This window comes from Burkholderia sp. Bp9143, assembly GCF_003853645.1.
Taxonomy (GTDB): domain Bacteria; phylum Pseudomonadota; class Gammaproteobacteria; order Burkholderiales; family Burkholderiaceae; genus Burkholderia.
The window spans coordinates 17,569-38,370 of the sequence record NZ_QTPO01000029.1; the positions used below are offsets into that span (position 1 = coordinate 17,569).

Consider the following 20,802-nt stretch of genomic DNA (forward strand, 5'->3'; position numbering starts at 1 on the left):
ATGGGCGGCCGGTGCGTTTGTGGCCGCTAGCAGCTCGGTGCGGGGACGGCTATCGATCCTGAGCAGCCTGTTTGACCATCGCGACACGAACGACCACTACCGAAGGCGGACGTCCGTCGACACCCGTCATCCCGTGTTGCCCATGCGGTGTGACTGCATCGTCGGGCTGCACTTGGCCGATTGCGCTATTTCAACGGCGGTGGTGATGCAATGCGTTCCGTGCGTTACTGTCATGGTTCGAACGCTTCGATGATTGCTTGTCCATGTGCCGCGATTCGGCTGTCAAGCAGAGACCAGGTCCCAAGCCACTCCCTGTAGCTCGCGGAATGGAACGTCACTGCGTCACCTGCCACCGCAGCTGCAAAGCTGGCAATTTCGTCCCGGTGTCGGGCGAGGTTATCCGGAGCGATGGCAAGACTGCCCCGCGCCGCGGGTTCAGCGAAAAGATAGAACAACGCGGGCGCCCGATTGCGTCGGCCGCCTTCGGTCACCAAACCGAACGCGTGCTTGACCAGTTGCGCGGCATCGAGGTGAACATACCTCACATCTCCGGAGCGCAATCGGTCTCGCATCCTTTCATACCCCTTCATATTGGCGCCCCACACGGGGCGGTCATAGGCGTCTGACAGGCTGACCAATTTCACGTCCCGGAAAGGCTCAAAACGCTTGCTCTCGATTCCGATGAGGCACCTAGGCGTCTGCACCACGGCGTCGAGCCAAGGATGGCGCCCTCCGGCCCAAGGAAATCGCGCACAGAATTCGATGTCTACCAGCTCCGGAATGCCTGTGTCCTCGAGGCCTTTCAGTGGCGGCAGTTGGCGAGGTCGCTCAATGAACCAGCCAAAACAATTGACCGCGAGTGCCGCGGAGCTTTCGGGACTCGAAAACTTGCCGGATTCAATCTCTTTGCCTCCGGCTTTCGCGAGGCGGTCAAGCACATGATTGACGGGAATTCCGGATAGAAATGGTTGGTCGTCCACGCATTCCCCCGCATCGGATTGACGAATATGCCAAACGGCGGAGCTAGCAAGGCAATCGCGAGTCGGTTCGGCCATATGTACTGCTCGACACCCCACACTCGGTTTTCGAGCGGGACGGGCTGACAACTGCTCTGCCCGAAAGCTGTCAACTCGACTTGCCGTGCCGAAACCTGCTGCTTCCACGTCGTCGACATGTCGGTAGATACTACATAGGGAGCGAGTCGACCGCGATGGCCATTGCATCTTGGAAGCGGTTGCCGCAGCGGCGGTGGCACGAATGATGGCGGTGGGTCGGTATCCGTCGTCGACGGCCAGACCCCAACGTTGGGCACGACCTTTGTCGTCGGACCGAGTTCGGCCACATGCAGAGACCCGCCTCATCGGCTTCAGCCATCCAATAAACAATGTCGGTGAGCGCCATTAAACTTCAAAGTTTCGCGCCTGATGTGACGAAGTCGTCGCCCCCTTTCCCGAGGACGTTCCCAGGTAGCGTCCTCGTCGTGGTTTGCACCGACCGCCGGGCAAATTTCGGCTACCGCGGGTACTCGCCGTAATAGGTCGCCTCCGCGAGCCTCCAGGCGCGATCCTCAAATCCTCGGTCATTAGGAAGGGCACTTACGGCGAATATCCAACATAGGTGCCCGCTCGCATCGTGAAACGCGTAAAACTCGGCAGCATACGGCACCCCGTCGATGGAGCCAGCCATCGGCACGCCCCACACGCGTTGTCCTAGAAGGGTTCCTTCATCGAGCAGACCATTCTTATGGAAACCCGTCAGTCGTGCGACCATCCGCGGGCCAAAGTCGGCTACCGACCCGGACCACTGCACCGTTCCGATCTCAGCCTTTTCCTTTCGCCCGGCGTACACCGCGTAGATGCGGCCTGGGGCTTCAGTCTGCTTCGGCGGCACCCGATGCCAACGGTCGTCAAGATGTCTCGGCGGCGACGTCGGAACGCCGGGCGGCGTAGGGCCGGAATCGGCGGATGCGGGCTCGCTCCCAGCTACCGCGTTTGTGGTCCGGGAAGACCCTGAATCACTTGTGTCGTTGGCGATCTCGGGTTGACTACTGTTGCCCTCTTTCGAAAGGCTAGACGCGAGTACCGCTGGCGCGTTTTCCACCATGTAAACGAAATAACCATTCGCCATTAACCCAATGGGTGTGACAATGACGATCGAGGCCCGAACGATCCACCCCCAACCGCGCCATCGCACATTAAACGCGCACTGCCAGGATGCGAATTGCAGCGCGATGGATGCCACGACCACCATAAGGTAGAGCGCAACGATGGTGTTCCGGGTGCCTTCGTCACTTGACCAAATAGCTCCGGGCCTAACGACGTATTTCAACCACATCAGGTTCGCGATGGTGAATCCAAGTCCGCCAAGCCACCAGACCTTCCACAACCGTTCCTCGCCTCGTAGGGCGCGCATGATTATCGTCATTTTTGTCCCGTCCCCCGAAGCTATGGCAGCTGTTTGTCGCCCGCATCGAGCCGTCTGGTCGTGCGGATTCTGGTGTGTACGACCAATGACGCAAGTTGCGGACCAGTTCGGGAAACGCCAATATAGCTGGGGCGGCGCGGTCACCAGCGACATGGCGGTGAAACGTTCGGGAGGCGGCCTTGTTTCAATCGAGTAACGTCGGATCTCCGGATCGGAGCGGAATATAAGACCAGGTAAGGATCGGACGGAAAAGCGGAACAGCGCATCGGCGGCACAAATTCAATCCGACGATATGGATTGCAGCAGAGCCTCCATGAATGTTTCAACTACGCAACGTGTCCGGAGGCGCGCTTCGAAACATGAGCCGGGCGAGTTGGTGAAACGGTGTTGCTCGTTCGGCGAATGTGCGGGCCGTGTTGACGCACCTGACACGGATGAGGCCTGGCCACGCCGACGACGTCATGCAATGCGTATTAGGAACAGTGATCCGAGACAGCACCACGAAGCCTGCTCCGATAACGCGCGTCATGTGGGCGGTCCGCCCGCAAGGCAACCGCGCGCTGAACGGTCGAAAGCGCGGAGCGGCTGAAGTGCCGGGCGAACAATGCTTCAAACGCCCAGCAACACGTACGGTGCGCCATACCGCTACAGATACGGCGTTCGTCGCGCACACATGCGCCACCGTTCGTCGTGGCGCGTTCCTGCACCCACGCAGGCAGGGGCGATCGCCAACGATGCGGGAGTGTCTGTGGCGCGCGGAACCCAGTTGGTGAAATGCGGTGGTGACAGCACGTGAGGCGAAGCACGGTTGATCGGCGCTTTCCATCGCTCGCCGGAGTTGGGAGATCCGCGCCTCAGCAAACGACCTATCGGCATAAGAGGACGTATCGCGAGAATGATCTCGGGATGAGCGCCCGGATCGGGGATGCGAAAGTGATCCTTCCGCGCCAGTGTCTTCAACTGAGCGCCGCAGACTTTGCATTCGGTCAGAGGCGTCATCCGTCAAGCCGCACGGTCGGAAGGCGGTGCCGCCGGGTAACTCAGCGAAAGACCGCGCACTAAAATTTCACACTGTCTAAGCAAGGCCGGCTTTAGAATCCCATGTTCCTGACAAAGCGATAACAGCAACGATCCGCGTTCATCTCCGGGAGAAGAAAAATTTTTAGGTCATTGTTCGGTAAGAGCAGCCCCGCGCCGAGTCCTAGCCTCGTAAGAGACATGAACCAACTTAGGCCCCATCTGGCGGATGCGGGCTGGTCATTCGAAGACCGAAAACCTATAGACATGTTCGGCATTTCAATGGAGCGCGCACTGACGAGCAAATCCGGTGTCGCGTCCGCAGTGGGGTTCGGAGGCGGATACTTCCACCTCGTGAAGATCTTCGGGCTAACTCGACCGTTGACTGCGGAAGAGATTGTCCAATTCAACGCTGAAACCCAGCTGTTCAACCTCACGCCTCACGACGAACCGCCCACCGGGATTTTGAAGGCTCATGTTTCAGCCCGCTACGGGGTTGACCCGCAAACGCTCATATCGCTCTTGACGTTGTCGGAGGATGCACTGGCTAAGCTGGTGAGTGTTATTGGTGCGAACACGCTGAGGGCAATTTGACATGGATTCGTCCGATTTCATCCAAGTTTCTGACTTGCGCTCACTGGACAAAGCGATCCGGAAGTTAGGAATTGAAGCCATCGAGGGTGTTGAGAATGGTGTGCCGGTGCTGACCGTCACTATCGGAAGGACGCTCTTTATGGCAACGATTCACAATCAATGCCTCAAGCTGATGTATAGATTGCGCGAGAGCGATCAGCCAGGCGGAGTTGATTTCTCTAACAAGTGGAACATGTATAACTTCATGGGCACTTTGATTCCATTCACCGATGGTTACGCCATGAAGCATGAGACGCTTGTGTCGAATGGAATCGTGGCGGGTAACCTCAAAGACACGTTGACTTGCTTCGCGCAGTCGATCAGCAAGTTCCAGAACGAGTGGTTCACCCTCACGACTTGACCCACGACGACCGCCCACGAAACGGTGATTGGGTTCGTTGAGCTCTTGCAAGGTGCGAGAGACGCTTGTTCTCAATGAGCCGCGATCGGCCAGACCCTTGGGGGCCATCCCACCATTCCCTTGTTAGAACCGACGAAGCGAACGTCGGTCCACGCGATGCCGAAGATGCAACCGAGCTCCGATCCACTATTTTGGGTGAACACCGACGTCCAGTCCTATCGGAACAAGGACCATCCGGGAGATAAGGGTGGAAGCGCCTTCTCCCGGTTTTGGCTGCCCGCGAATGCCGCCTATTTCACGCCCACCCCCGCAGGAAAATACGACGGTGTTCTGGCAATGATCGAAGCAGGCGACCCGATCTTCGCCTACGAAGACAGCAAGGGGATCTTGGCTCTCGGCGTGGTGTTGGAGAAGCCATCTCTCGAGTGCTGCTCGGACGATTTTGGTCCCTACCCACTGCACGAGGTCGTTAAGCGCATCAAGGTTGAGTGGGATACCTCCGTCACCTGCTCAACGTCCGAAGTGCTTCGGCAGACGGGATACGTGCGAGACACGCTCGTGGAAAGGGGAGCGAAGCGCAATGGGCGAGACGACTTCCTGTACGAGTTGCGCGAGCGAAGCCCGAGATGGGCTCAGCAGGCAGAAATCGCTCGTGCCGAGGTCGAACAAGCGAAAGAATTGGACATTGAGCGAAGCCTTCTCTCCCCCAAAGACCGCGAAGCGATCCGGCAAGCGCGCATAGGTCAAGGACGTTACCGCACGAACCTGCTGAGCGTCGAGCATCGCTGTCGCGTCACAGGGATCACCGACAAAACCCACCTGATCGCCAGCCACATTAAGCCGTGGAGGCTATGCGAGCGTGACGAACATTGGGACGGCAATAACGGTCTCTTACTTGCTCCACACGTGGACCACCTGTTCGACAAGGGAAGGATCTCGTTCGCGGATGACGGGACGATGCTGATCTCCCGCTTTCAAGACCGGTCGATCATGCGGGCGTGGGGCTTGCCGGAGGTTGTCAACGTAGGCGGGTTCAATGCGGGGCAGCGACGGTATCTCGAGATCCATCGCGAGGTTATCTTCGAGCGGACTCGGTCGTGGAGGGCGATAAGGGATGCTATGGTCGAAGTGACAGTCTGAGCGGTCGACGAAGGCTGAATGCGGGGAAGCTCCGTTTATGCAGGGGATAGCGACCATTCGCGAGCAGTGCAGACTCGCAGAGTCGAACAGTGTGGAGCTCTCTCACGAGCGTTTCATCGATCCTTTGCAGTATGTTCAACCCGTCGGTGTGACGAGGGAACCGGCGAATACGATTCTCAGGATATCGATTCGCGTCATTCGCATGGGTCTATTCCAGCCAAGCACAGAAGCGGAGCGAACACGTTCCTGCGTGGGCGAACCCTTCGACCGAGTGAGGCCATCAAGCGTCGTTCGTCTCTATCGTAAATCCGACGCTCAGATGCCCGCTACCACCCGCTAAACGGGCATGCGGTCAAGACGCTCAGGGCAAACTTGCGCTTGAACCTTGCGGACGGCGGTAGACAAACAATGCGCCTCGTACCAGCGGGTGAATTTTGTTCGCCCGCTAACGGCTATGCCCTGATCGGCAAACGAAAATCCATCTACAGTCCAAAGTTCTCTATGCGCTCGCCTCGGTACGCGGCAACGCGTTCCATTTTCGCTACACTGTAGGCACGACGGTTCGCATAAGTGGGCACCTCCGCGTCGACGTCCAGCCCCGGCGCCGATGAAGCCCAGCACCAAAACCAGAAGCCGTCCTTCGTCATCTCGATCAGGCGCTGCGCTTTCGGGCGCGCGCATGGCATCTGGCAACACCGGCCTACTGCTGCCGTCTGCGCGATTGCCTCGTTTTCATCGCCGTCCCGTCACTGGCCGGTGTTTTTTAGAATACTCCAGATTGAGCGTGAACAGACGACCCAGGATTATCTCTTCTGGCATGGTTGGTGTGTAATCCGTCCAGCCATAAGCAGAGGCCACGGCTTTGTCGAGATTCTCGTGGACCGTATTCAGCCACGACGGGCGCTCATTGTAGAGATTAGTGAGCGTGCGCCTGGCAAGGTCTCTCTCGCGGCCAGGCTTGGTTTCGATACGATCCGGGTAGGGACTGGTTTTCATTCCCATGGGGAGAATTTCCGAGACGCGCATCGTCCATTCCGGTGGATTGAGCCACGCCTCGCGTAGATCGTCGAGCCGTTTTGCGGCGCTGGCGATTGTTGCTGCATGTGTCCGAATAGCGGCGGACAGGCTTGCCGGAATCAGCGCGCCACCTGACAAGACTTCGGTTCTCCGATGCGAGGTGTCCTCGGGGGTGAGGCCGGGCGGAAACGGAAACGTTCGAAACGTCGTGGAAGAGGTGTAGCGCGGCCGGTCCTCTAGGCTCGTGCCCATTCGCAATGCCCACAGTTCGTGCATTCGTGAGTGGAGCACTCCAAATGTCACAAAATCTTCTCGCGCAATTACGACCAAATTTTTGTCGGGCACCGTACCGAGGCTTAGCCACGCGAAAACTCTATGCTTTGAGACTTCGGGCGTAACGATGAAGCGACGAAGACCCTGGATCGCCGCGAACATATCAGGAGCGCGTCTAGCCAGCTTCCACCAATTCTCACGCTCGCCCTTAGCATTTGAAACCGATCGCGCTGGCTTTACCTGGTCTTCGACTATTGCGAACGGCCCGGGAAAAAGAGAGGCTTCGAACTCACTTCGTTCGCCAAAATTGATGATCCATTTGTCTGGGTCCCTATTGACTATAGCCTCACCATTTTTCCAAGGGTAAAGCACGTCGGAGTTCAGCAGGCCATTGGGATTGCCCGTCTCCAGCAACATTCGCCGCGCACGATTTCCTTCAACGTCGAACGCGCCTTTTTTCGTAATTCCGCTGAAGGCAACACCCGTATTCATCGCGAGAGTCGATGCACGCGTTAAATCTGAATTCTCGTGAGTGAACCCACCGGCCGACTTTAGGTCCGGGAAGATCGTTGTGGCTGGCAATCCGTCTAGCACAGCCGGGACAGAAGACCGGCCGAAGCAAACAAGGGAAACACGTACAGCTGCTCCGTCATTCACCCACGGTTCATCGCTCCACGCCATAAATATGCGCGATGATTCAATGATGCGTTCGAGAACCTTGCGATTGGCGCCGCCTCGTATGGAATTCGTGGCAACAAGCCCTGCGGTTTGCAAGTGGCCAGATTCGATCTGCTCACGCGCTTTCTCAAACCAGTAGCACACCAGATCCGCAGCGCCAGGGACACGGCCCTCGTATGCCCTACGCAAAGCCTCGACATAAGGAGTGCCCAGTTCACTGCGCATCTTCTTGTTGCCAATGAACGGTGGATTGCCGATGATAGCCTCGGCCTCTGGCCATCGGGTCGTTTTGCCATCCGCAGCGATCAGGGCATCTCCGGTTTTGATATGATCCAGCGGCTGCAAAACCGGTCTTTCGTTGATCGGATAGCCATGCTCACGGAGCCACTGTAGTTCACCAATCCAGACGGTCACCCTTGCTAACTCGCTGGCATATTCGTTAATCTCAATACCCAATACGTTGTGGGGGCCCGTGACAGGTAGTTGCCTCTGAAGGCCGGCCTGCTCCGCCTCAACATTTACAACGTGTTCGATGTCCTTGAGACACTTAAGCGCCATATACAGAAAATTTCCGCTACCGCATGCCGGGTCGAGCACGCGAAACGCGTGAAGGCGTTGCAGGAAACCGGAAAACAGCGATTGCGCCTGGCGCTCGTCCTCATTTGCGCGAGTTCGAATCCTCGCGTAACGCGTTTTCAGTGTCGATGTCGAGCTTGGAATGCCTTTCGCACGAGCTCTTTGGAAGTCTCGCTTGCTGAGCATGCCTGATATTTTCGTGAGTGTTTCCGACCACTCCCTCTCCAGCGGATGCCGAATCACAGGCTCTACCAGCTTCATGATCGTGTCGGTATCCGTGTAGTGTGCGCCGAGTTGCGCGCGCTTCGACGGGTCGAGTCCACGCTCGAAGAGTGTGCCGAAGATCGCCGCGTCAATGAATCTCCAGTCATTCGAAGCGGCACGCGACAGCGTCGAAATTTCACTCTCCGTCAATTCCGGAACCTCGATCTGCTTAAATAATCCTCCGTTGAACCATGGAATATCATCGACACCAAAACTTCCGCCAACCCGCATTTTTTCAAACAGCTCGGTCAACATCTTTTGTAGATTGCGAGGTTTTATTCGTTTCTCTATCAACCTTTTGAAAATATCGCTTGGGAGAAGATTTGCATCGTCCGCAAAAAAACAAAATAAACATTGCGTCAAGAAATGAGCCGCCGTGCGGGCGGAGACACCTCTTCCCCGAAGCTGATCCGCGATTGCCCCAACCGTACTTGCAGCTTCCGCAGTGAGCTGCTGGACAGTCTTCTCCGGCTTGAATCGATATGGATCTGTAAAGACGGAACGAAGTAAATCCCGAGGCGCCGGATCAAGAAGGTCCTGAAGGGTGATGGAGGTCACGGTGGATGGATGACCAGTGAAATGCGTGTGAACTTCTACCGTGAGCCGGTCGCTTACTATGAGTAACGGTGGATTTTCAAGAGGCAACGCGTAGTGAATCAGTTGCGTAAGCGCAACGCCGAGATTACCTCCCGGCGCTTTGTACTCCCATGCAAAGCAAGCCCGTTTCCAGACATCTGCAAATCCGCGGCGAGATATAGTCCCCGGGAAACCCTTCTCAAAACAGTAGGATTCGGGGTCATCCGGTGTCGGAACTTCGAGTAACCGGCATAAGTCGAGGAAATGCGACTGGGCCCCTGCGCGCTCACCCAGGCGGTACGCCGTACCGCCTGGCCCCCATTTGGCGACAAAGGCGCTTGCGGAGTATTCCGTTTTTTCCGGTATCCCTGAATGCCGCCTTGCACGTAATTTTTCTGCAGCCACGGACGATCTCCCACGGTCGTTGATATGGCATGCTCACTAAGGCAATTCGCTTGAGTCAACGGTTTTCAACCCTGGATGGTAAATTTTCAACAGATCCCGCCTCGTCCCACCTGTCGTCGCCCACTTTGCCATGAAACTTGCGATCACGCTATTGCACGAGAACCCCAATGCACCGCATGATCTTCCGGCAGCGGGCAGAACACCACTCATGCTTGCCGCAGAAAGCGATTGCAAGAAGTCTCTCGATCTCATGCTTCGATATGGCGGAGACCCGCTCCAGAGTGACGCAAATGGGAAGAGCTGTCTGTGTATCGCTCTTGGCTCGAAGGAAGTGGTGGCTAGTTTGTGCTCTGTCGCATGAGTGGATGACCGCTGGCCGAACGAAAGCTGCCGTGTGCGTTATGAGCCGTTCAACGTCCGCCCTCGGCATCGACCGGACGCGAGGCGTTCACGCGTGACTGGGCGCCATTCAATGCATGTGCTGGCCACCGTTGATCGCGATGTTCGAGCCAGTCACAAAACCCGCATCGTCCGAGCACAGGTATACAACCAGTGCCGCGACCTCGTCAGGCCTGCCGAGGCGACCAACCGGAATCTGCGGCAGGATCTTGGTGTCGAGGATGTCCTGCGGGATCGCCGTGACCATCTTCGTCGCGAGATAGCCTGGCGAAATAGTGTTAACCGTCACGCCTTTGCGGGCCACTTCGAGCGCGAGCGCCTTGGTGAAGCCATGCATGCCTGCCTTGGCGGCGGCATAGTTGGTCTGGCCGACCGAGCCCTTCGAGCCATTGACCGACGAGATGTTGATAATCCGCCCCCATCCACGTTCGACCATCCCTTCGCACACCGGCTTGGTCATGTTGAAGATCGAATCCAGGTTGGTGCGGATCACCGCGTCCCAATTGACCTTGTCGAGTTTCCTGAGTGTCAGGTCGCGCGTGATGCCGGCGTTGTTCACCAGGATGTCGATCGGACCCACCGCCTGCTGGATTTCCGCCGCACACTGCTGGCACGAGTCGTAGTCGGCCACATCGACCGCATACGCGCGGAAGTGGCGTCCGTGCGCTTGCATGCCAGCTAACCAATCCTTCACGCCGGTATTGGACGGTGAGTGGGTGACGGCGACGTCGTAACCCGCGTCATGCAGCTTCGTGCTGATGGCTTCGCCCAATCCGCCCATGCCGCCTGTTACCACCGCAATGCGTTTCGTCATGATGTCTGTCCCTGGTTGTCGATTTAGTGGTACTCATCACTCCGTGACTGCAGATATGGCCGTTAATTTTTGTGTGGCATGGTCGTAGGCGTTCAGCTGTTCACCGAACCTATTCATAGTGCGGACCAGCGTGAACGTGCAGTTCGCGCGCATCGGCAACGGCCACCATCAAACGGGACAAGGACCGGCGCGACTCCCAATCCGACATCGACTGACGGGTCACGCCCGCGGGACGTCTCGTCAACCCCGCGGCGAATGCGGGCGGTGCGCCTGATCCAGCAGCCGCAGCATCTGGGCGCGCCGCTGCTCCCGTCGATAATGGCTAACCACGGAAATGAACGCGATCAGCAGCACCGCCAAACCCATCACCACGCTTACCCGGCTTTCGTCCATCGTCATTTCCTTCAACGCGGCATTGAGCCACCCGGCCGGCCGGTCATCCGGATGCCGACCGTTGCCGCGATGCGCAGTGTGGCGCCGACGTCCGTGCTGGATGCCAGCCATTACACGGTGCCCAACTGGCGCGTCGCCCGGTTCTCGTTGACACACCGTCTCGCTGTCGAATACCGGAAAGTCACCGCCGAAAGACGGCTCGGTTTTCCCGCTCAGCTTGGGCGTCAGGCTTATCGTTTTGTGGCCGGTGCCGCCGGCACGACGGTGCGCTTGACGGATTTCGAGGCCGCTACCACGGCCATGTCGAGGTTGCCTCGTGTGATCTCGGCCGCCTGTTCAGCGCTTCGCTGCAGCGTCTCATACAGTGCGTTGGCGGCGGTGATCGCGGAATCCAACGCGGCGAAGGTGGTCTCGGAACCTCCGGGCGCGCTTTGCCTGAGGGTTGCCATCAGCGTCTGAGTCTGGTTCGCGTACGCCTCCCATTGAGCCAGCCCGACCTGCGCAAACTCAGTCTGGATCGCCGTCATGATGTCGAACAACTGACGGTGGTAGGTCTGCACCTTTTCCGCGTTGTTGGCGATAAGGCCGTCCTGCAGTGCCAGCCATTCGCGCGGCTCCTTCACAGAGAGGAACTTCTGGGACTGATTGAGCGTATTGGTCAACACAGACCGGATCGCCTGTGTGTTCAGTTGGGCGAGCTTCTCGACGCTTGCGACGACCGCGTTGGTCAGGCCGAATAGCATGTCGACATAGGCCTTCTGGGTCGCAGCAAGCTGATCCTGCGTTTGCATGATGGAACTCCTGTAGGGATTGGCCGGCACGGACGTTGTCCCGCTGACATGGGACACGTGACATGTGGCGGCACGGCGGCGGCGAACCAGCGCTACCCCTACACGTGGCAGCGCCATCACCCGCGGACGACGCGTGGACTATCTGGTTGAATTCGGTTCAGCGTATCCGCGCGACGGCCTGCAGCACGGCATCGCCGTCGCGAGTGAGATGCGGACGCTGTTGTCCGGAGGCGAGCTGTTCCAGCGCGACCAGTTGCTGTTCCAGTAGCGTGTCAAGTTCTTCTCGGCCGAGATCAATCTGGTCAGGCGCAGACTTGACCAGCATCAGCGTGGCAAATTCATGGGGACTCAGCATGGCTGTCTCACAGGTTATCGGGAGCAACGTTGCTGGGAGATAGGAATGACCGCATTCGCGCCGGAGGCACACCGGCGTGGGTAAGTTATTCCACTCTGTCTTCTGGTATGGCGGATTTCGCTTACCCCAAGACCAGATTAGTTATGTTAGTTCGCGATCGGGGGCAGTGCCAGAAGAAAATCAAACATGAAAACGCTTTGATGGGTCAGTTAACCTTTGTAAGATAAGTTGCGCCTTTGCACAGCGCAATTGAAAGGCGGATCCGTCTGTCGCCGTGGCCTGCCAAAAAATTATCTGTGGCCAATTGGCACTATCGCGCAACCAGACAGGGCTATTGCGCAAAAGCATTGAGCCCAGCATGCGCTGCCGAGCACATGTGTTGTGCCGCACAATACATTCCGGTAGCATTCGTGCCCCCCACAAGCTGCGCGTACGGATTTCGCGCGAGGCGTCCCGCCCTCGACTATTGTGCGTACACGATTCCGTCCGCATCCCGGCAGGCAACCCATTCTGGCGCCATGCTCGCGACGATCATCGGCTCATCTGTCGAGGAGCATGTATCGGGGTGATCGTACCTTTCGTGCAAATAGTGGCGGTGATCAACCGTGGAGCCGTCTGCAGCAAGGCTTTACCGCTTTCCGCCTTTCGCACGAACAGTGGCATTGCAACTTATTTATTCGCAATGGCTTTTGCGCCCAGACCGCCAGATTCCACACGAAAGATACGATCATCCCTTTTAGCTCGCGCTTGCCATGACCCTTCGCTGCGGCCGGTAAAACACGACGCCGTGCCATACGTTCTTGAAGTTGTCGCCGTCCTTGTCGCCTGCCGTCTGCCGCGAAGCGCCAGTCTCGCCCGCTATTGCCTAGAATTGGGTAGTGGCCACTTCGTGGCCCTTTACCTTCCGAAACAAACGTCTGAGATGGCGACGGCGCGATGACCCTATTAGGTAAGTTCGTATCTCTGGTGAGCAGTCGGAGCCTGCGGGCGGAAGGTCATGTCTTCGCCATCACGCCAGAACGCATTGCGATTGCGGAAGGGGTCCACGCTTCGCTTGCGATGGCGCCGATGCTCTGCGCGGCGGCGCTTTTCGATCGTCCGGAGATCGCCTTCGGGGCCGTTGCGGCGTTCTGGAACTGTCTTTGCGATCCGCAAGGATCGAAGTTGGCACGCCTGAAGACAATGGCCATCTTCACCGCCATGGGCGCTGTCGTGATGCCGATGGCGGCCTATGGTGCACATTGGGGCTTTGCTGTTAGCATCGGCACCCTGTTTGTCCTGGTCTTCCTTTGTGGACTGACGCGGTCCTACAAGCCCTCCCTCGGGCCCATGCCGGCGCAGGCGGGGTTGATTGCCTCACTAGCGGTCGTTATCGGCATTGCGTCGCCCCAGTCGCTCGCCGGAGCACTTGAGCATGCGGGCTATTTTTTGCTAGGGTCGGCATGGACAATGCTGTTCTGCATCTTTCTCTGGCCCATCCCGTTCGCGCAATCCGCGTGCTTTACGCTCTCGACAATTTTCGGCAGGCTGGACGACATGGCTGCCTTTCTGGAGTCGCTGGATTCCCGGCCTGAAATGGATAGAGAAGGCTGGGCCGAGTTCGACACGGTTTATCGCCGTGGGGTGCGCATGTCGATCGAGCGCGGCAGGGCATTGGCGGCGCACGATGCGCGCAACAGCCCCGATCTCGGCCTTGGCCTCGATGCCGCGGGCAGGGTGTTTTCCGCGCTGATCGCTATCGGCCACGCCCAACGCAATGCCGCAATGGCAGCCGGCGATGAATCGCGGCTATTGCTTCAATGCCTCCGACGGTTGTTGCAAGGCGTGGCCGAGCGGGCGCAGCACGGACTGGCAATGCCCGACGCGCTGATCGCGCAGGCAGACTCGTTGTTGCGGCAGGCCGCGGCTCGACAGGATCAGACAGCAAGCGCCTTGGCCTATGCAGTCAGGGCCATCGTCCGTCTCGCGGACCGTCAACAGGCGTTCGCAGTTGACCCAAAGATTTCCCCACAGGCCGCGGCTGGCGCGATCAGGCTCGACAGGCTAGTCTGGGGCCATGCGCTGCGGGTGGCGATCGCATCGGTGCTCGCTTTCATGATCGGCACCACGCTAAGCGTCACGTTTGCATACTGGGGCGCGATCGCTGCAATAGTCGTGACCCAGCCGATCTCTGCCAATACATGGTTGCGGGTTCTGGAACGCGCATGCGGCACGCTCGTTGGCGGCATGATCGCCGCTGTGCTTCTGACGAACCTGTCCGGTCCGATGGCAATGGCATTGGCCATTTTGGCGCTTTCCGCAGTCACCGTCGCCCTGCGGCTGGTGAACTACGGTTTGTTCGTGGTCTTCCTGACGCCCATGTTCATGTTGATGTCGAACTTCATTCATCCTGCGGAGGGGTTGATTGTTGCTCGCCTGACCAATGAATTCGTTGGCGCCTGCGTGGGTGTGGCGGCGAGCTTTCTTCTGTGGCCGCAAAAGGAAAGTAACGTGCTGACGGCCGCAGTCTCGGCCGCGATTTCGGCCAACATGACGTTCGCGATCGCTGTCCTTCTGATGGGTGAAGGAGATGACGGTGTCATGGCCACGCTAGATCGGCTGCAAAGCGACGCCGGACTGGCCAGCTCACGCCTTGAAGTTGCGAGAGAGCGTATGCTGCTAGAGGGACAGTGGCGGTCGGCGGGGCTCGCGCGCCTCCGGGACGTGATCGTCGCGGTGCGGACAGTCTGCGGCGCCGCCGCAGTGATCGAAGTGCTACGAAATGGTGAACCCGAGACACAAGACCGGAAAAGGGCCAATCGCTACGATGCGATGGCCGCCGGGATGCTGGAAGCGCTGACGTCGAGCGAAGCCATGCAGCCAGTTCTCTCCATCGAAATGCCTGCGGACGACCTCGAACAAGCGATCCAGCATCTCGTGACGGCACTCGATGTCTACGTGGGCAACGCTTCGGAACGACAGCGCGTCTCCGTTTGACCTGCTTTTGGGGCGGCTTGGGTCCAGTTCGTAGACGACTGCCAGAGAAGGGGGCATTCTGATTTGGCCTCTACACTGCAATGCCCAGGCTTTGCTCTGCCATTCTCGACGTGCAGTTTGTGCTTGATTTGTGTCTTTGAAGATTGGCCAGTAGGGCAGCGGCGCAGGCTGGAAGCGGGCGAGTGCCAATCCAGGGTAGGGCGCAAAATCTTTTCCCATACATAGTACCGACTGGAAGGATCGCTGTTGCCCACTTTGCACCACTCCCGCCGGCTGAAGATCCGTGCCAGATCCTCGTCGCCTCACAGCGTCCGGTGCACATTGAAGCTGCTGCGCGGCACCTTGGCGAAGCGGGAGTTGAAGTCGGCCATGAAGGGCGGCGCGTTGGCTGCCTCCATCGAACTGATACCGACACGAGTCAGGCCAAGGGACGCGTGGAGCGGATGAAAGGCACGCTGCAGGAACTCATGATGCCCCACCGTGCACCGGACCCGCCTGCGACAGCGCCGCCGCCGCTGCTTCGATGACGGCGATATCCTGTTCCACGGTGCCAGCGCTGGCGCCGACGGCACCAACGATCTGCCCGTTCACGACGATGGGAGCACCACCTCCAAAGATCACAACCTTGCCGGAGTTGCTCTCGTGGATTCCGAAGAGAGGCTGCCCCGACTGCGCGAGCTTCGACAGAACGGCTGTGGGCTTGTCGAAGAGCCTGGCCGTTGAAGCTTTGCCGATTGCCAGGTCGATGCTTCCAATGAGCGCTCCGTCCTGACGAACAAAGGCCAGCAAGTGCCCCCCAGCGTCGACGACGGCGATGTTGTAGGGAATTCCGATGCTCACTGCCTTGGCCTCCGCAGCTGCCAACATGCGCTTCGCGTCTTCCAGCGTGAGTGTCTCGACCGATCTTGGCATAGGGACCTCTCGCAACGTGATGGTAAAAAAATTTTATGGTCAGGTCCGATCAGGAGTCGAACTCCGGTAGTCCGACTCCCGAGATCATTGCCATCTTCTTGGCAAGTAGAGCCGGTTCCGGTGAATAGCTCAACCGCGGACTCCGGGATGCTACTGCTGATTGATAGGTGCGCGTGAACAGCGCGCTCTCCGAGGAGCGCGCGCTGTATCGGGCACTTGACTTTCGGAAGCGCCAATGGAGCATCGCGGAGTACCCCCGAACACTGCCAGGTATCGAGTAACCGATGGGACCGGTCAGTGGCGCCGTCGAGCAGCGCCACTCCGGTAATGCTGCCCCTTCAGGATGGCGTAATCGTCTGCAGCAACTCAACATTGCGGTCCGATATCAAGGGCAAGATGCGTTTGACGACCAGTTCCTGGTAGTGCTCCGACGCGCGATGCTCATTGTTCGCCGCTTCATCTTTGTAGCGCTCGAGGACTAACAGCATCCCGGGGTTCGCCACACTTCGGAATACGTCGTACCCCAGGCACCCGGGTTCTGCGAGAGTGTGGTCGCGCAGATCGGCTACGAGATTCAAGACTTCCTCGACAGCTCCCGCGCCCAGTTGCCACCGCGCGACCACGATGACCTCACCCTGAGCGCTCATCGCTTGTCCTTCTGGAGCACCTCCACCATCGCCGCAGCGAGGGGCCCGGCTGAGGCAGGATTTTGGCCTGTCATGAGGCGACCGTCGACTACGACATTCGGTTGCCAACTGGCTGTCGACTCGTACTTCGCTCCCTCATCCACGAGAGCGGTTTCCAGCGCGAACGGTACATCGTCCGATGCGTAGCCGTCTTCCTCAGCGTTTGAAAAGGCCGTGAGCCGGCGTCCGTTGATAAGTGATGAGCCGTCCTCCAGCTTGACACCAAGAAACGCGCAGGGCCCGTGGCATACGGCGGCTACAACCATCTCCGCTTCCCACGCTCGTGCTATAGCGCGCTGTACTTCGGGATTTCTGGCGATGTCCACCATCGGGCCAAGTCCCCCCGGAATGAAGATAGCGTCGTAATCGAGCACGTCAACTTCAGACAACTTGCGGCTCCGGCCCATTCGCTTGTAGGACAGGCTCTGGCGAAATGCACTTTGAGCGGAATCCTTCTCGTCATAGGAGTCCTCGTGCGGCTTTCCCCCCAAGAGTGTCACGTACTCAATTGCGATGCCCGCCTGGTCAAAGGCCTCGAACGGGTGAGCAATTTCAGGAAAGAAAAATCCTGTGGGGCGCTTGCGCGGTCCGATTTCGGCTGTGTTGGTGACGATGAACAGAACATGCTGGACACTCATCTCGATCTCCATTTACGGGAATCACCTGCAAGCAGGTAAAGGGTGACTATGTGTACACCGCCGCGCATCTAATAGCTGACCTCCATCACTGTTGACAACGCACGCTTAAGTATGGGTTGCGGTCGAGACGTGTCAAGTACTGCTAGTGCGCGCGAACAGGGCAACGATGAGCCTCCTGCAGTCAACCTTCCTCCAGAGGCTTAACCCGGAGCAGGCCGAGCCGAAATGACGCTGCGCCATTTGCGGGGATGGGTGGTCAATGGCGCGACCGTGACGCTTGGTCTGTGCTCGATCAGTTTCCTGGCAGGTCCACGGGGCGGCTCAAGCCGCCGTTGCCATGGCGGTCTGCACGAGCCTGGCTGATGTCGTGAGGACCACCGACAGGGTCGCGCGACGAGTGTTGGCGGTTGCCATCGCCAGCGCGGCAGCCACCGTACTGTTTTACGCGGTTCATCCAAACGGTGTTCTTGCCTGGATTCCGGGCGCAGCGTTTGTCATACTCGGCGCAAATGCTGCTGATGTACTGGGACCCAAGGGCGCATCCGTCTCATTCGCCGCCAACCTCTCCCTGGTCTTTGCGATGTCCGTCCCGAAGTCTCAGCCGGCATGGGGCCAGGTCGCTTGGGGTGGGGTGATCGTATCTTTCGTGCAAAGAGTGGCGGTGATCAACCGTGGAGCCGTCTGCAGCAAGGCTTTGCCGCTTTCCGCCTTTCGCACGAACAGCGATATTGAACTTATTTATTCGCAATGGCTTTTGCGCCCAGACCGCCAGATTCCACACGAAAGGTACGATCACCCCTATGAGCGCAGCCGCTGGACGATGCGCTTCCTTTATCACACCGCGCTGCGCGTGAGCGAGGCCGTGCACGCAAAGGCCGGGGACTTCGCCCAGCGACGCGGGCGCTGGTGGCTGCATGTCGTCGGCAAGGGTGGTGTAGAGGGGATGTACCGGTCAGCCACGCATTGATGACCGAATTCGCACGATACCGTGTCTTCCACGGGCTACCGGCCGCGCCACGCATGGACGAAACCACGCCGGCGGTAATGAGCATTGCTGGCGACACGGCGAGGCATATGACGCCTACCGCTGTCTACCTGATCGCGAAAGAAGTGTTCCGCCGGACAGCCGACACGCTGGAGCCTACCGATCCGGTCGGTGCGGTCACGCTGCGACGCGCTTCGACCCACTGGTTGCGACATAGCGCAGCATCGCATCAGGCCGATGCCGGCACCGATATCCGCTTCATCCAGAAGAACTTGCGGCACGCCTCGATCGAAACGACCGGCATCTACCTGCATGCCGAGGAGGACCGGTGTCACATTCACACCGTCGGATCGCAAGACGAGCCACAACCTGGCTAGCCACTGACTCAATACTGAAAGCCTAGCGGCACATAGTTTGGGAACTGGCGGCTCAGTAGCACGATAAGGCAAGCTTCTGAGCGCGTCGACCATGCCTATGCATCCGAGGGAAAGTGTGGAAATTGGTCCGGCGTCGCGTAGCGGCGTCGCGATTTGGGACGTTCGACTTTGTGGCGACACGCCGTATTCGTACACGCGCCTGAAGCACACGCTGTTGTCCGATGCCGGCCGGCGCCGAGTCGTCGTCGATGCTCGGAAATTGCTGACGCGCACTGATCGCGGCGTGTATGCGCCGCTTGGACTCTCCCGTCCCAACTCGTCGGCCAGCGTCGGTGCATCTGCCACGATGGCTTTGACTGCTTTCGCGAAGTATTGCTGCCTGATTGCCCAGGGCCAGACGCCGCGAGTGCTCGTCGCGCCGTCCGCCGGACGATGAGCGGCATGTCGGGACTACATCTCATCCGAGGCAATCCGGCTGGGCAGCAAGGATCCGGTGCGCTCAAGAATCGGGTAGGCGGCCGCGGCCACGAGATGCGAATTGATGAGCGTCATGTCTCGGAGCAGATCGAGATGCAGCGCGCTCGTCTGGGCGCTATCGACGCGACCGGAGCGCAGTCGGTCAAAGTGTGCCGTGGTCGCGGTCGATTCCGCCTCCCGGAAGGTCACTTTCTCGTCAGCCAGCATGCGTGCCGTACGTGTGTCCTCGGTCATGAACAGCGACGCTGCGGTGCGCAGATTGGCCGTCAGGCGGTCCAGCATGGCCAGTAGTTCGGCTTCCCCCTCCTTCGAGAACGCGAGCCCGCGCTTCAGGCGCTTCGTGGCGTGGGGGAGCAGATTAAGATCCACCACATCGCCAGCCTGCTCGAGATTGATGACGAAGGTCAGGATCTCATGCATACGTCGATGATCGTTTTCATCGAGTTGCTCGGCGTCAAGCGACGTCAGGTAGGTCTTGATCGCGGTATTCAGGCTGTCCAGGATGTCGTCGCGCTGGCGGGTTTCCTCGATCATTTTACGATCGCCATCCACCAGGACTGCACGGGCACCGGTCAGCATCTCGCCGAGCACATCAGCCAGTCGCAGTGCCTCACGTGCCGCGTTGCCGAGTGCCACCATCGGAATTTGCTGCGCGGCGGGATCCAGGTACAGTGGCCGCGACGGATCGGTGGGGTCCGTGCGCTGCGGAAGCAGCTGACTTAGCAGTCCCGCATACTGAGCAAGGACGGGCAGGAAAAGGCCGGCAAGAATCAGGTTGAACAGCGTATGAAAATCGGCCACCACCCGTGCATTATCCGGCTCGATCATCACCATGAAACGACCGATCGGCCCGAGCGCTACGAGCGCCAGCACCACACCCACTGCCCGCGAGAGCAGATTGCCCATCGGCAAGCGCTTCGATGCGGGATCGGCGGTCGCCGTTCCCTCCAGCACCGGGTTGATTGCGGTGCCCAGGTTCGCGCCCAGCACCAATGCAAACGCGGTATCGGGTGGCACGACGTTTTGTGCGCACAGCGACATGATCAGCAGCACGATTGCGACGCTCGAATGTGCGGCCCAGGTCAGTCCCGCGGCCAGCAGCACGTCCACCAGCGGCACGGCAGATGCGGCACCCAGCAGCATACGAAGGCTGGGTGCATCCTCATAGTCCGTCATCAGACCAAGCAGCTGGTGCAGTGCGAGTAGCATCAGGCCCAAGCCGATCAGCACACGACCGAGGTCGTGTGCACGCGTGTTCGATACCTTGCGGAACATCAGCACGCCAACGAGGATCAGCGCCGGCGAGACGGCCGCAACATCGAAAGACAACACCTGCACGATCAGCGTCGTGCCGACATTGGCGCCAAGCATCACAGCTAGCGCAGGGACCAGCTCGACATGCCCGCCTGCGGCAAAGCCCGCGGTCATGAGCCCGGTCGCCGTGCTGCTTTGCAATACTGCTGTGACGCCTAGTCCAGCCAGGAAGGCGCGCAGTCGCCCATGCAGTGCCCGCCCGAGCAGTGAACGCAGTCCGGCACCCAGGGCGCGTTGGATGCCGGTCTGAACCATGTGGGTGCCCCAGAGCAGCAGCGCAACGGATCCGGCCAGATCAATCAGCGTGAACGTAAATCCCAT

At 59.0% G+C, this 20,802-nt stretch carries 16 protein-coding genes and 2 pseudogenes; 6 read left to right on the top strand and 12 right to left on the bottom strand.

Annotated elements, in window-relative coordinates; genetic code table 11:
• Positions 1-230 precede the first annotated feature (230 nt).
• Together DIE23_RS21715 and DIE23_RS21720 are read right to left on the bottom strand one after the other, a co-directional pair.
• A complete protein-coding gene (locus DIE23_RS21715) occupies positions 231-1,055 on the bottom strand; it encodes a PGN_0703 family putative restriction endonuclease (protein ID WP_124614026.1) in 825 nt (274 codons plus the stop codon).
• Between the two features lie 457 nt (positions 1,056-1,512).
• The gene (locus tag DIE23_RS21720) at positions 1,513-2,424 is read right to left on the bottom strand and encodes a hypothetical protein (RefSeq protein ID WP_124614027.1); all 912 of its coding nucleotides are present in this window, start codon (positions 2,422-2,424) and stop codon (positions 1,513-1,515) included.
• Between the two features lie 1,218 nt (positions 2,425-3,642).
• On the opposite strand from DIE23_RS21720, the gene DIE23_RS21725 reads away from it, so the two are divergent.
• From DIE23_RS21725 to DIE23_RS39895, 3 genes are all read left to right on the top strand, one after another.
• Positions 3,643-4,035 (top strand): hypothetical protein, encoded by a 393-nt coding sequence (locus tag DIE23_RS21725; RefSeq protein WP_124614028.1) that lies wholly within the window; start codon positions 3,643-3,645, stop codon positions 4,033-4,035.
• A 1-nt stretch (position 4,036) separates the two neighbouring features.
• A complete protein-coding gene (locus DIE23_RS21730) occupies positions 4,037-4,435 on the top strand; it encodes a hypothetical protein (protein WP_124614029.1) in 399 nt (132 codons plus the stop codon).
• Between the two features lie 156 nt (positions 4,436-4,591).
• Positions 4,592-5,575 (top strand): HNH endonuclease, encoded by a 984-nt coding sequence (locus DIE23_RS39895; protein WP_221623355.1) that lies wholly within the window; start codon positions 4,592-4,594, stop codon positions 5,573-5,575.
• A gap of 732 nt (positions 5,576-6,307) precedes the next feature.
• Here DIE23_RS39895 and DIE23_RS40280 read toward each other — a convergent pair.
• Positions 6,308-9,364: a DNA methyltransferase gene (locus DIE23_RS40280; RefSeq protein ID WP_260436131.1), complete on the bottom strand. Its 3,057-nt coding sequence runs from the start codon at positions 9,362-9,364 to the stop codon at positions 6,308-6,310.
• A 130-nt stretch (positions 9,365-9,494) separates the two neighbouring features.
• On the opposite strand from DIE23_RS40280, the gene DIE23_RS40850 reads away from it, so the two are divergent.
• On the top strand, positions 9,495-9,725 hold the full coding sequence (locus tag DIE23_RS40850) for an ankyrin repeat domain-containing protein (RefSeq protein ID WP_124614030.1): 231 nt from the start codon (positions 9,495-9,497) through the stop codon (positions 9,723-9,725).
• A gap of 108 nt (positions 9,726-9,833) precedes the next feature.
• On the opposite strand, the gene phbB is transcribed toward DIE23_RS40850, so the two are convergent.
• The 4 genes from phbB to DIE23_RS21765 all read right to left on the bottom strand — a co-directional run bounded on the left by phbB (position 9,834) and on the right by DIE23_RS21765 (position 12,116).
• Entirely contained in the window at positions 9,834-10,577 is a 744-nt protein-coding gene (gene phbB, locus DIE23_RS21750) for an acetoacetyl-CoA reductase (RefSeq protein ID WP_124614031.1), read from the bottom strand.
• A 240-nt stretch (positions 10,578-10,817) separates the two neighbouring features.
• The gene (locus DIE23_RS21755) at positions 10,818-11,081 is read right to left on the bottom strand and encodes a hypothetical protein (RefSeq protein WP_124614032.1); all 264 of its coding nucleotides are present in this window, start codon (positions 11,079-11,081) and stop codon (positions 10,818-10,820) included.
• 119 nt (positions 11,082-11,200) lie between these two features.
• Positions 11,201-11,761, bottom strand: a complete 561-nt coding sequence (phaP, locus tag DIE23_RS21760; protein WP_124614033.1) for a TIGR01841 family phasin — start codon at positions 11,759-11,761, stop codon at positions 11,201-11,203.
• A 157-nt stretch (positions 11,762-11,918) separates the two neighbouring features.
• Positions 11,919-12,116, bottom strand: a complete 198-nt coding sequence (locus DIE23_RS21765; protein WP_082664909.1) for a hypothetical protein — start codon at positions 12,114-12,116, stop codon at positions 11,919-11,921.
• 936 nt (positions 12,117-13,052) lie between these two features.
• On the opposite strand from DIE23_RS21765, the gene DIE23_RS21770 reads away from it, so the two are divergent.
• Positions 13,053-15,092 (top strand): FUSC family protein, encoded by a 2,040-nt coding sequence (locus tag DIE23_RS21770; RefSeq protein ID WP_124614034.1) that lies wholly within the window; start codon positions 13,053-13,055, stop codon positions 15,090-15,092.
• 242 nt (positions 15,093-15,334) lie between these two features.
• On the opposite strand, the pseudogene DIE23_RS40855 reads toward DIE23_RS21770, so the two are convergent.
• From DIE23_RS40855 to DIE23_RS21785, 4 genes and pseudogenes are all read right to left on the bottom strand, one after another.
• Positions 15,335-15,502 (bottom strand): annotated as a pseudogene (locus DIE23_RS40855) (ISNCY family transposase); the annotation flags it as partial.
• A gap of 55 nt (positions 15,503-15,557) precedes the next feature.
• Complete coding sequence (locus tag DIE23_RS21775) at positions 15,558-16,004, bottom strand: heme-binding protein (protein ID WP_124614035.1); 447 nt, start codon at positions 16,002-16,004, stop codon at positions 15,558-15,560.
• 338 nt (positions 16,005-16,342) lie between these two features.
• Entirely contained in the window at positions 16,343-16,651 is a 309-nt protein-coding gene (locus tag DIE23_RS21780) for a putative quinol monooxygenase (RefSeq protein WP_124614036.1), read from the bottom strand.
• The gene (locus DIE23_RS21785; protein ID WP_260436132.1) at positions 16,648-17,340 is read right to left on the bottom strand and encodes a type 1 glutamine amidotransferase domain-containing protein; all 693 of its coding nucleotides are present in this window, start codon (positions 17,338-17,340) and stop codon (positions 16,648-16,650) included. Before DIE23_RS21785 ends, DIE23_RS21780 begins: the two co-directional genes overlap by 4 nt.
• A 787-nt stretch (positions 17,341-18,127) precedes the next feature.
• Between DIE23_RS21785 and DIE23_RS21790 the strand changes: the two are divergent.
• A pseudogene (locus DIE23_RS21790) lies at positions 18,128-18,690 on the top strand (tyrosine-type recombinase/integrase); the annotation flags it as partial.
• Positions 18,691-19,140: 450 nt separating this feature from the next.
• Here the strand turns inward: DIE23_RS21790 and DIE23_RS21795 are convergent.
• Positions 19,141-20,802, bottom strand: coding sequence for a Na/Pi cotransporter family protein (locus tag DIE23_RS21795; protein WP_124614037.1), 1,662 nt, complete (start codon positions 20,800-20,802; stop codon positions 19,141-19,143).

Bases quoted from the DNA above. Each gene is read 5' to 3' on its own strand.
- DIE23_RS21715 (WP_124614026.1), bottom strand. From the start codon at position 1,055: ATGGCCGAACCGACTCGCGATTGCCTTGCTAGCTCCGCCGTTTGGCAT.
- DIE23_RS21720 (WP_124614027.1), bottom strand. From the start codon at position 2,424: ATGACGATAATCATGCGCGCCCTACGAGGCGAGGAACGGTTGTGGAAG.
- DIE23_RS21725 (WP_124614028.1), top strand. From the start codon at position 3,643: ATGAACCAACTTAGGCCCCATCTGGCGGATGCGGGCTGGTCATTCGAA.
- DIE23_RS21730 (WP_124614029.1), top strand. From the start codon at position 4,037: ATGGATTCGTCCGATTTCATCCAAGTTTCTGACTTGCGCTCACTGGAC.
- DIE23_RS39895 (WP_221623355.1), top strand. From the start codon at position 4,592: ATGCCGAAGATGCAACCGAGCTCCGATCCACTATTTTGGGTGAACACC.
- DIE23_RS40850 (WP_124614030.1), top strand. From the start codon at position 9,495: ATGAAACTTGCGATCACGCTATTGCACGAGAACCCCAATGCACCGCAT.
- phbB (WP_124614031.1), bottom strand. From the start codon at position 10,577: ATGACGAAACGCATTGCGGTGGTAACAGGCGGCATGGGCGGATTGGGC.
- DIE23_RS21755 (WP_124614032.1), bottom strand. From the start codon at position 11,081: ATGGCTGGCATCCAGCACGGACGTCGGCGCCACACTGCGCATCGCGGC.
- phaP (WP_124614033.1), bottom strand. From the start codon at position 11,761: ATGCAAACGCAGGATCAGCTTGCTGCGACCCAGAAGGCCTATGTCGAC.
- DIE23_RS21765 (WP_082664909.1), bottom strand. From the start codon at position 12,116: ATGCTGAGTCCCCATGAATTTGCCACGCTGATGCTGGTCAAGTCTGCG.
- DIE23_RS21770 (WP_124614034.1), top strand. From the start codon at position 13,053: ATGACCCTATTAGGTAAGTTCGTATCTCTGGTGAGCAGTCGGAGCCTG.
- DIE23_RS21775 (WP_124614035.1), bottom strand. From the start codon at position 16,004: ATGCCAAGATCGGTCGAGACACTCACGCTGGAAGACGCGAAGCGCATG.
- DIE23_RS21780 (WP_124614036.1), bottom strand. From the start codon at position 16,651: ATGAGCGCTCAGGGTGAGGTCATCGTGGTCGCGCGGTGGCAACTGGGC.
- DIE23_RS21785 (WP_260436132.1), bottom strand. From the start codon at position 17,340: ATGGAGATCGAGATGAGTGTCCAGCATGTTCTGTTCATCGTCACCAAC.
- DIE23_RS21795 (WP_124614037.1), bottom strand. From the start codon at position 20,802: ATGGGATTTACGTTCACGCTGATTGATCTGGCCGGATCCGTTGCGCTG.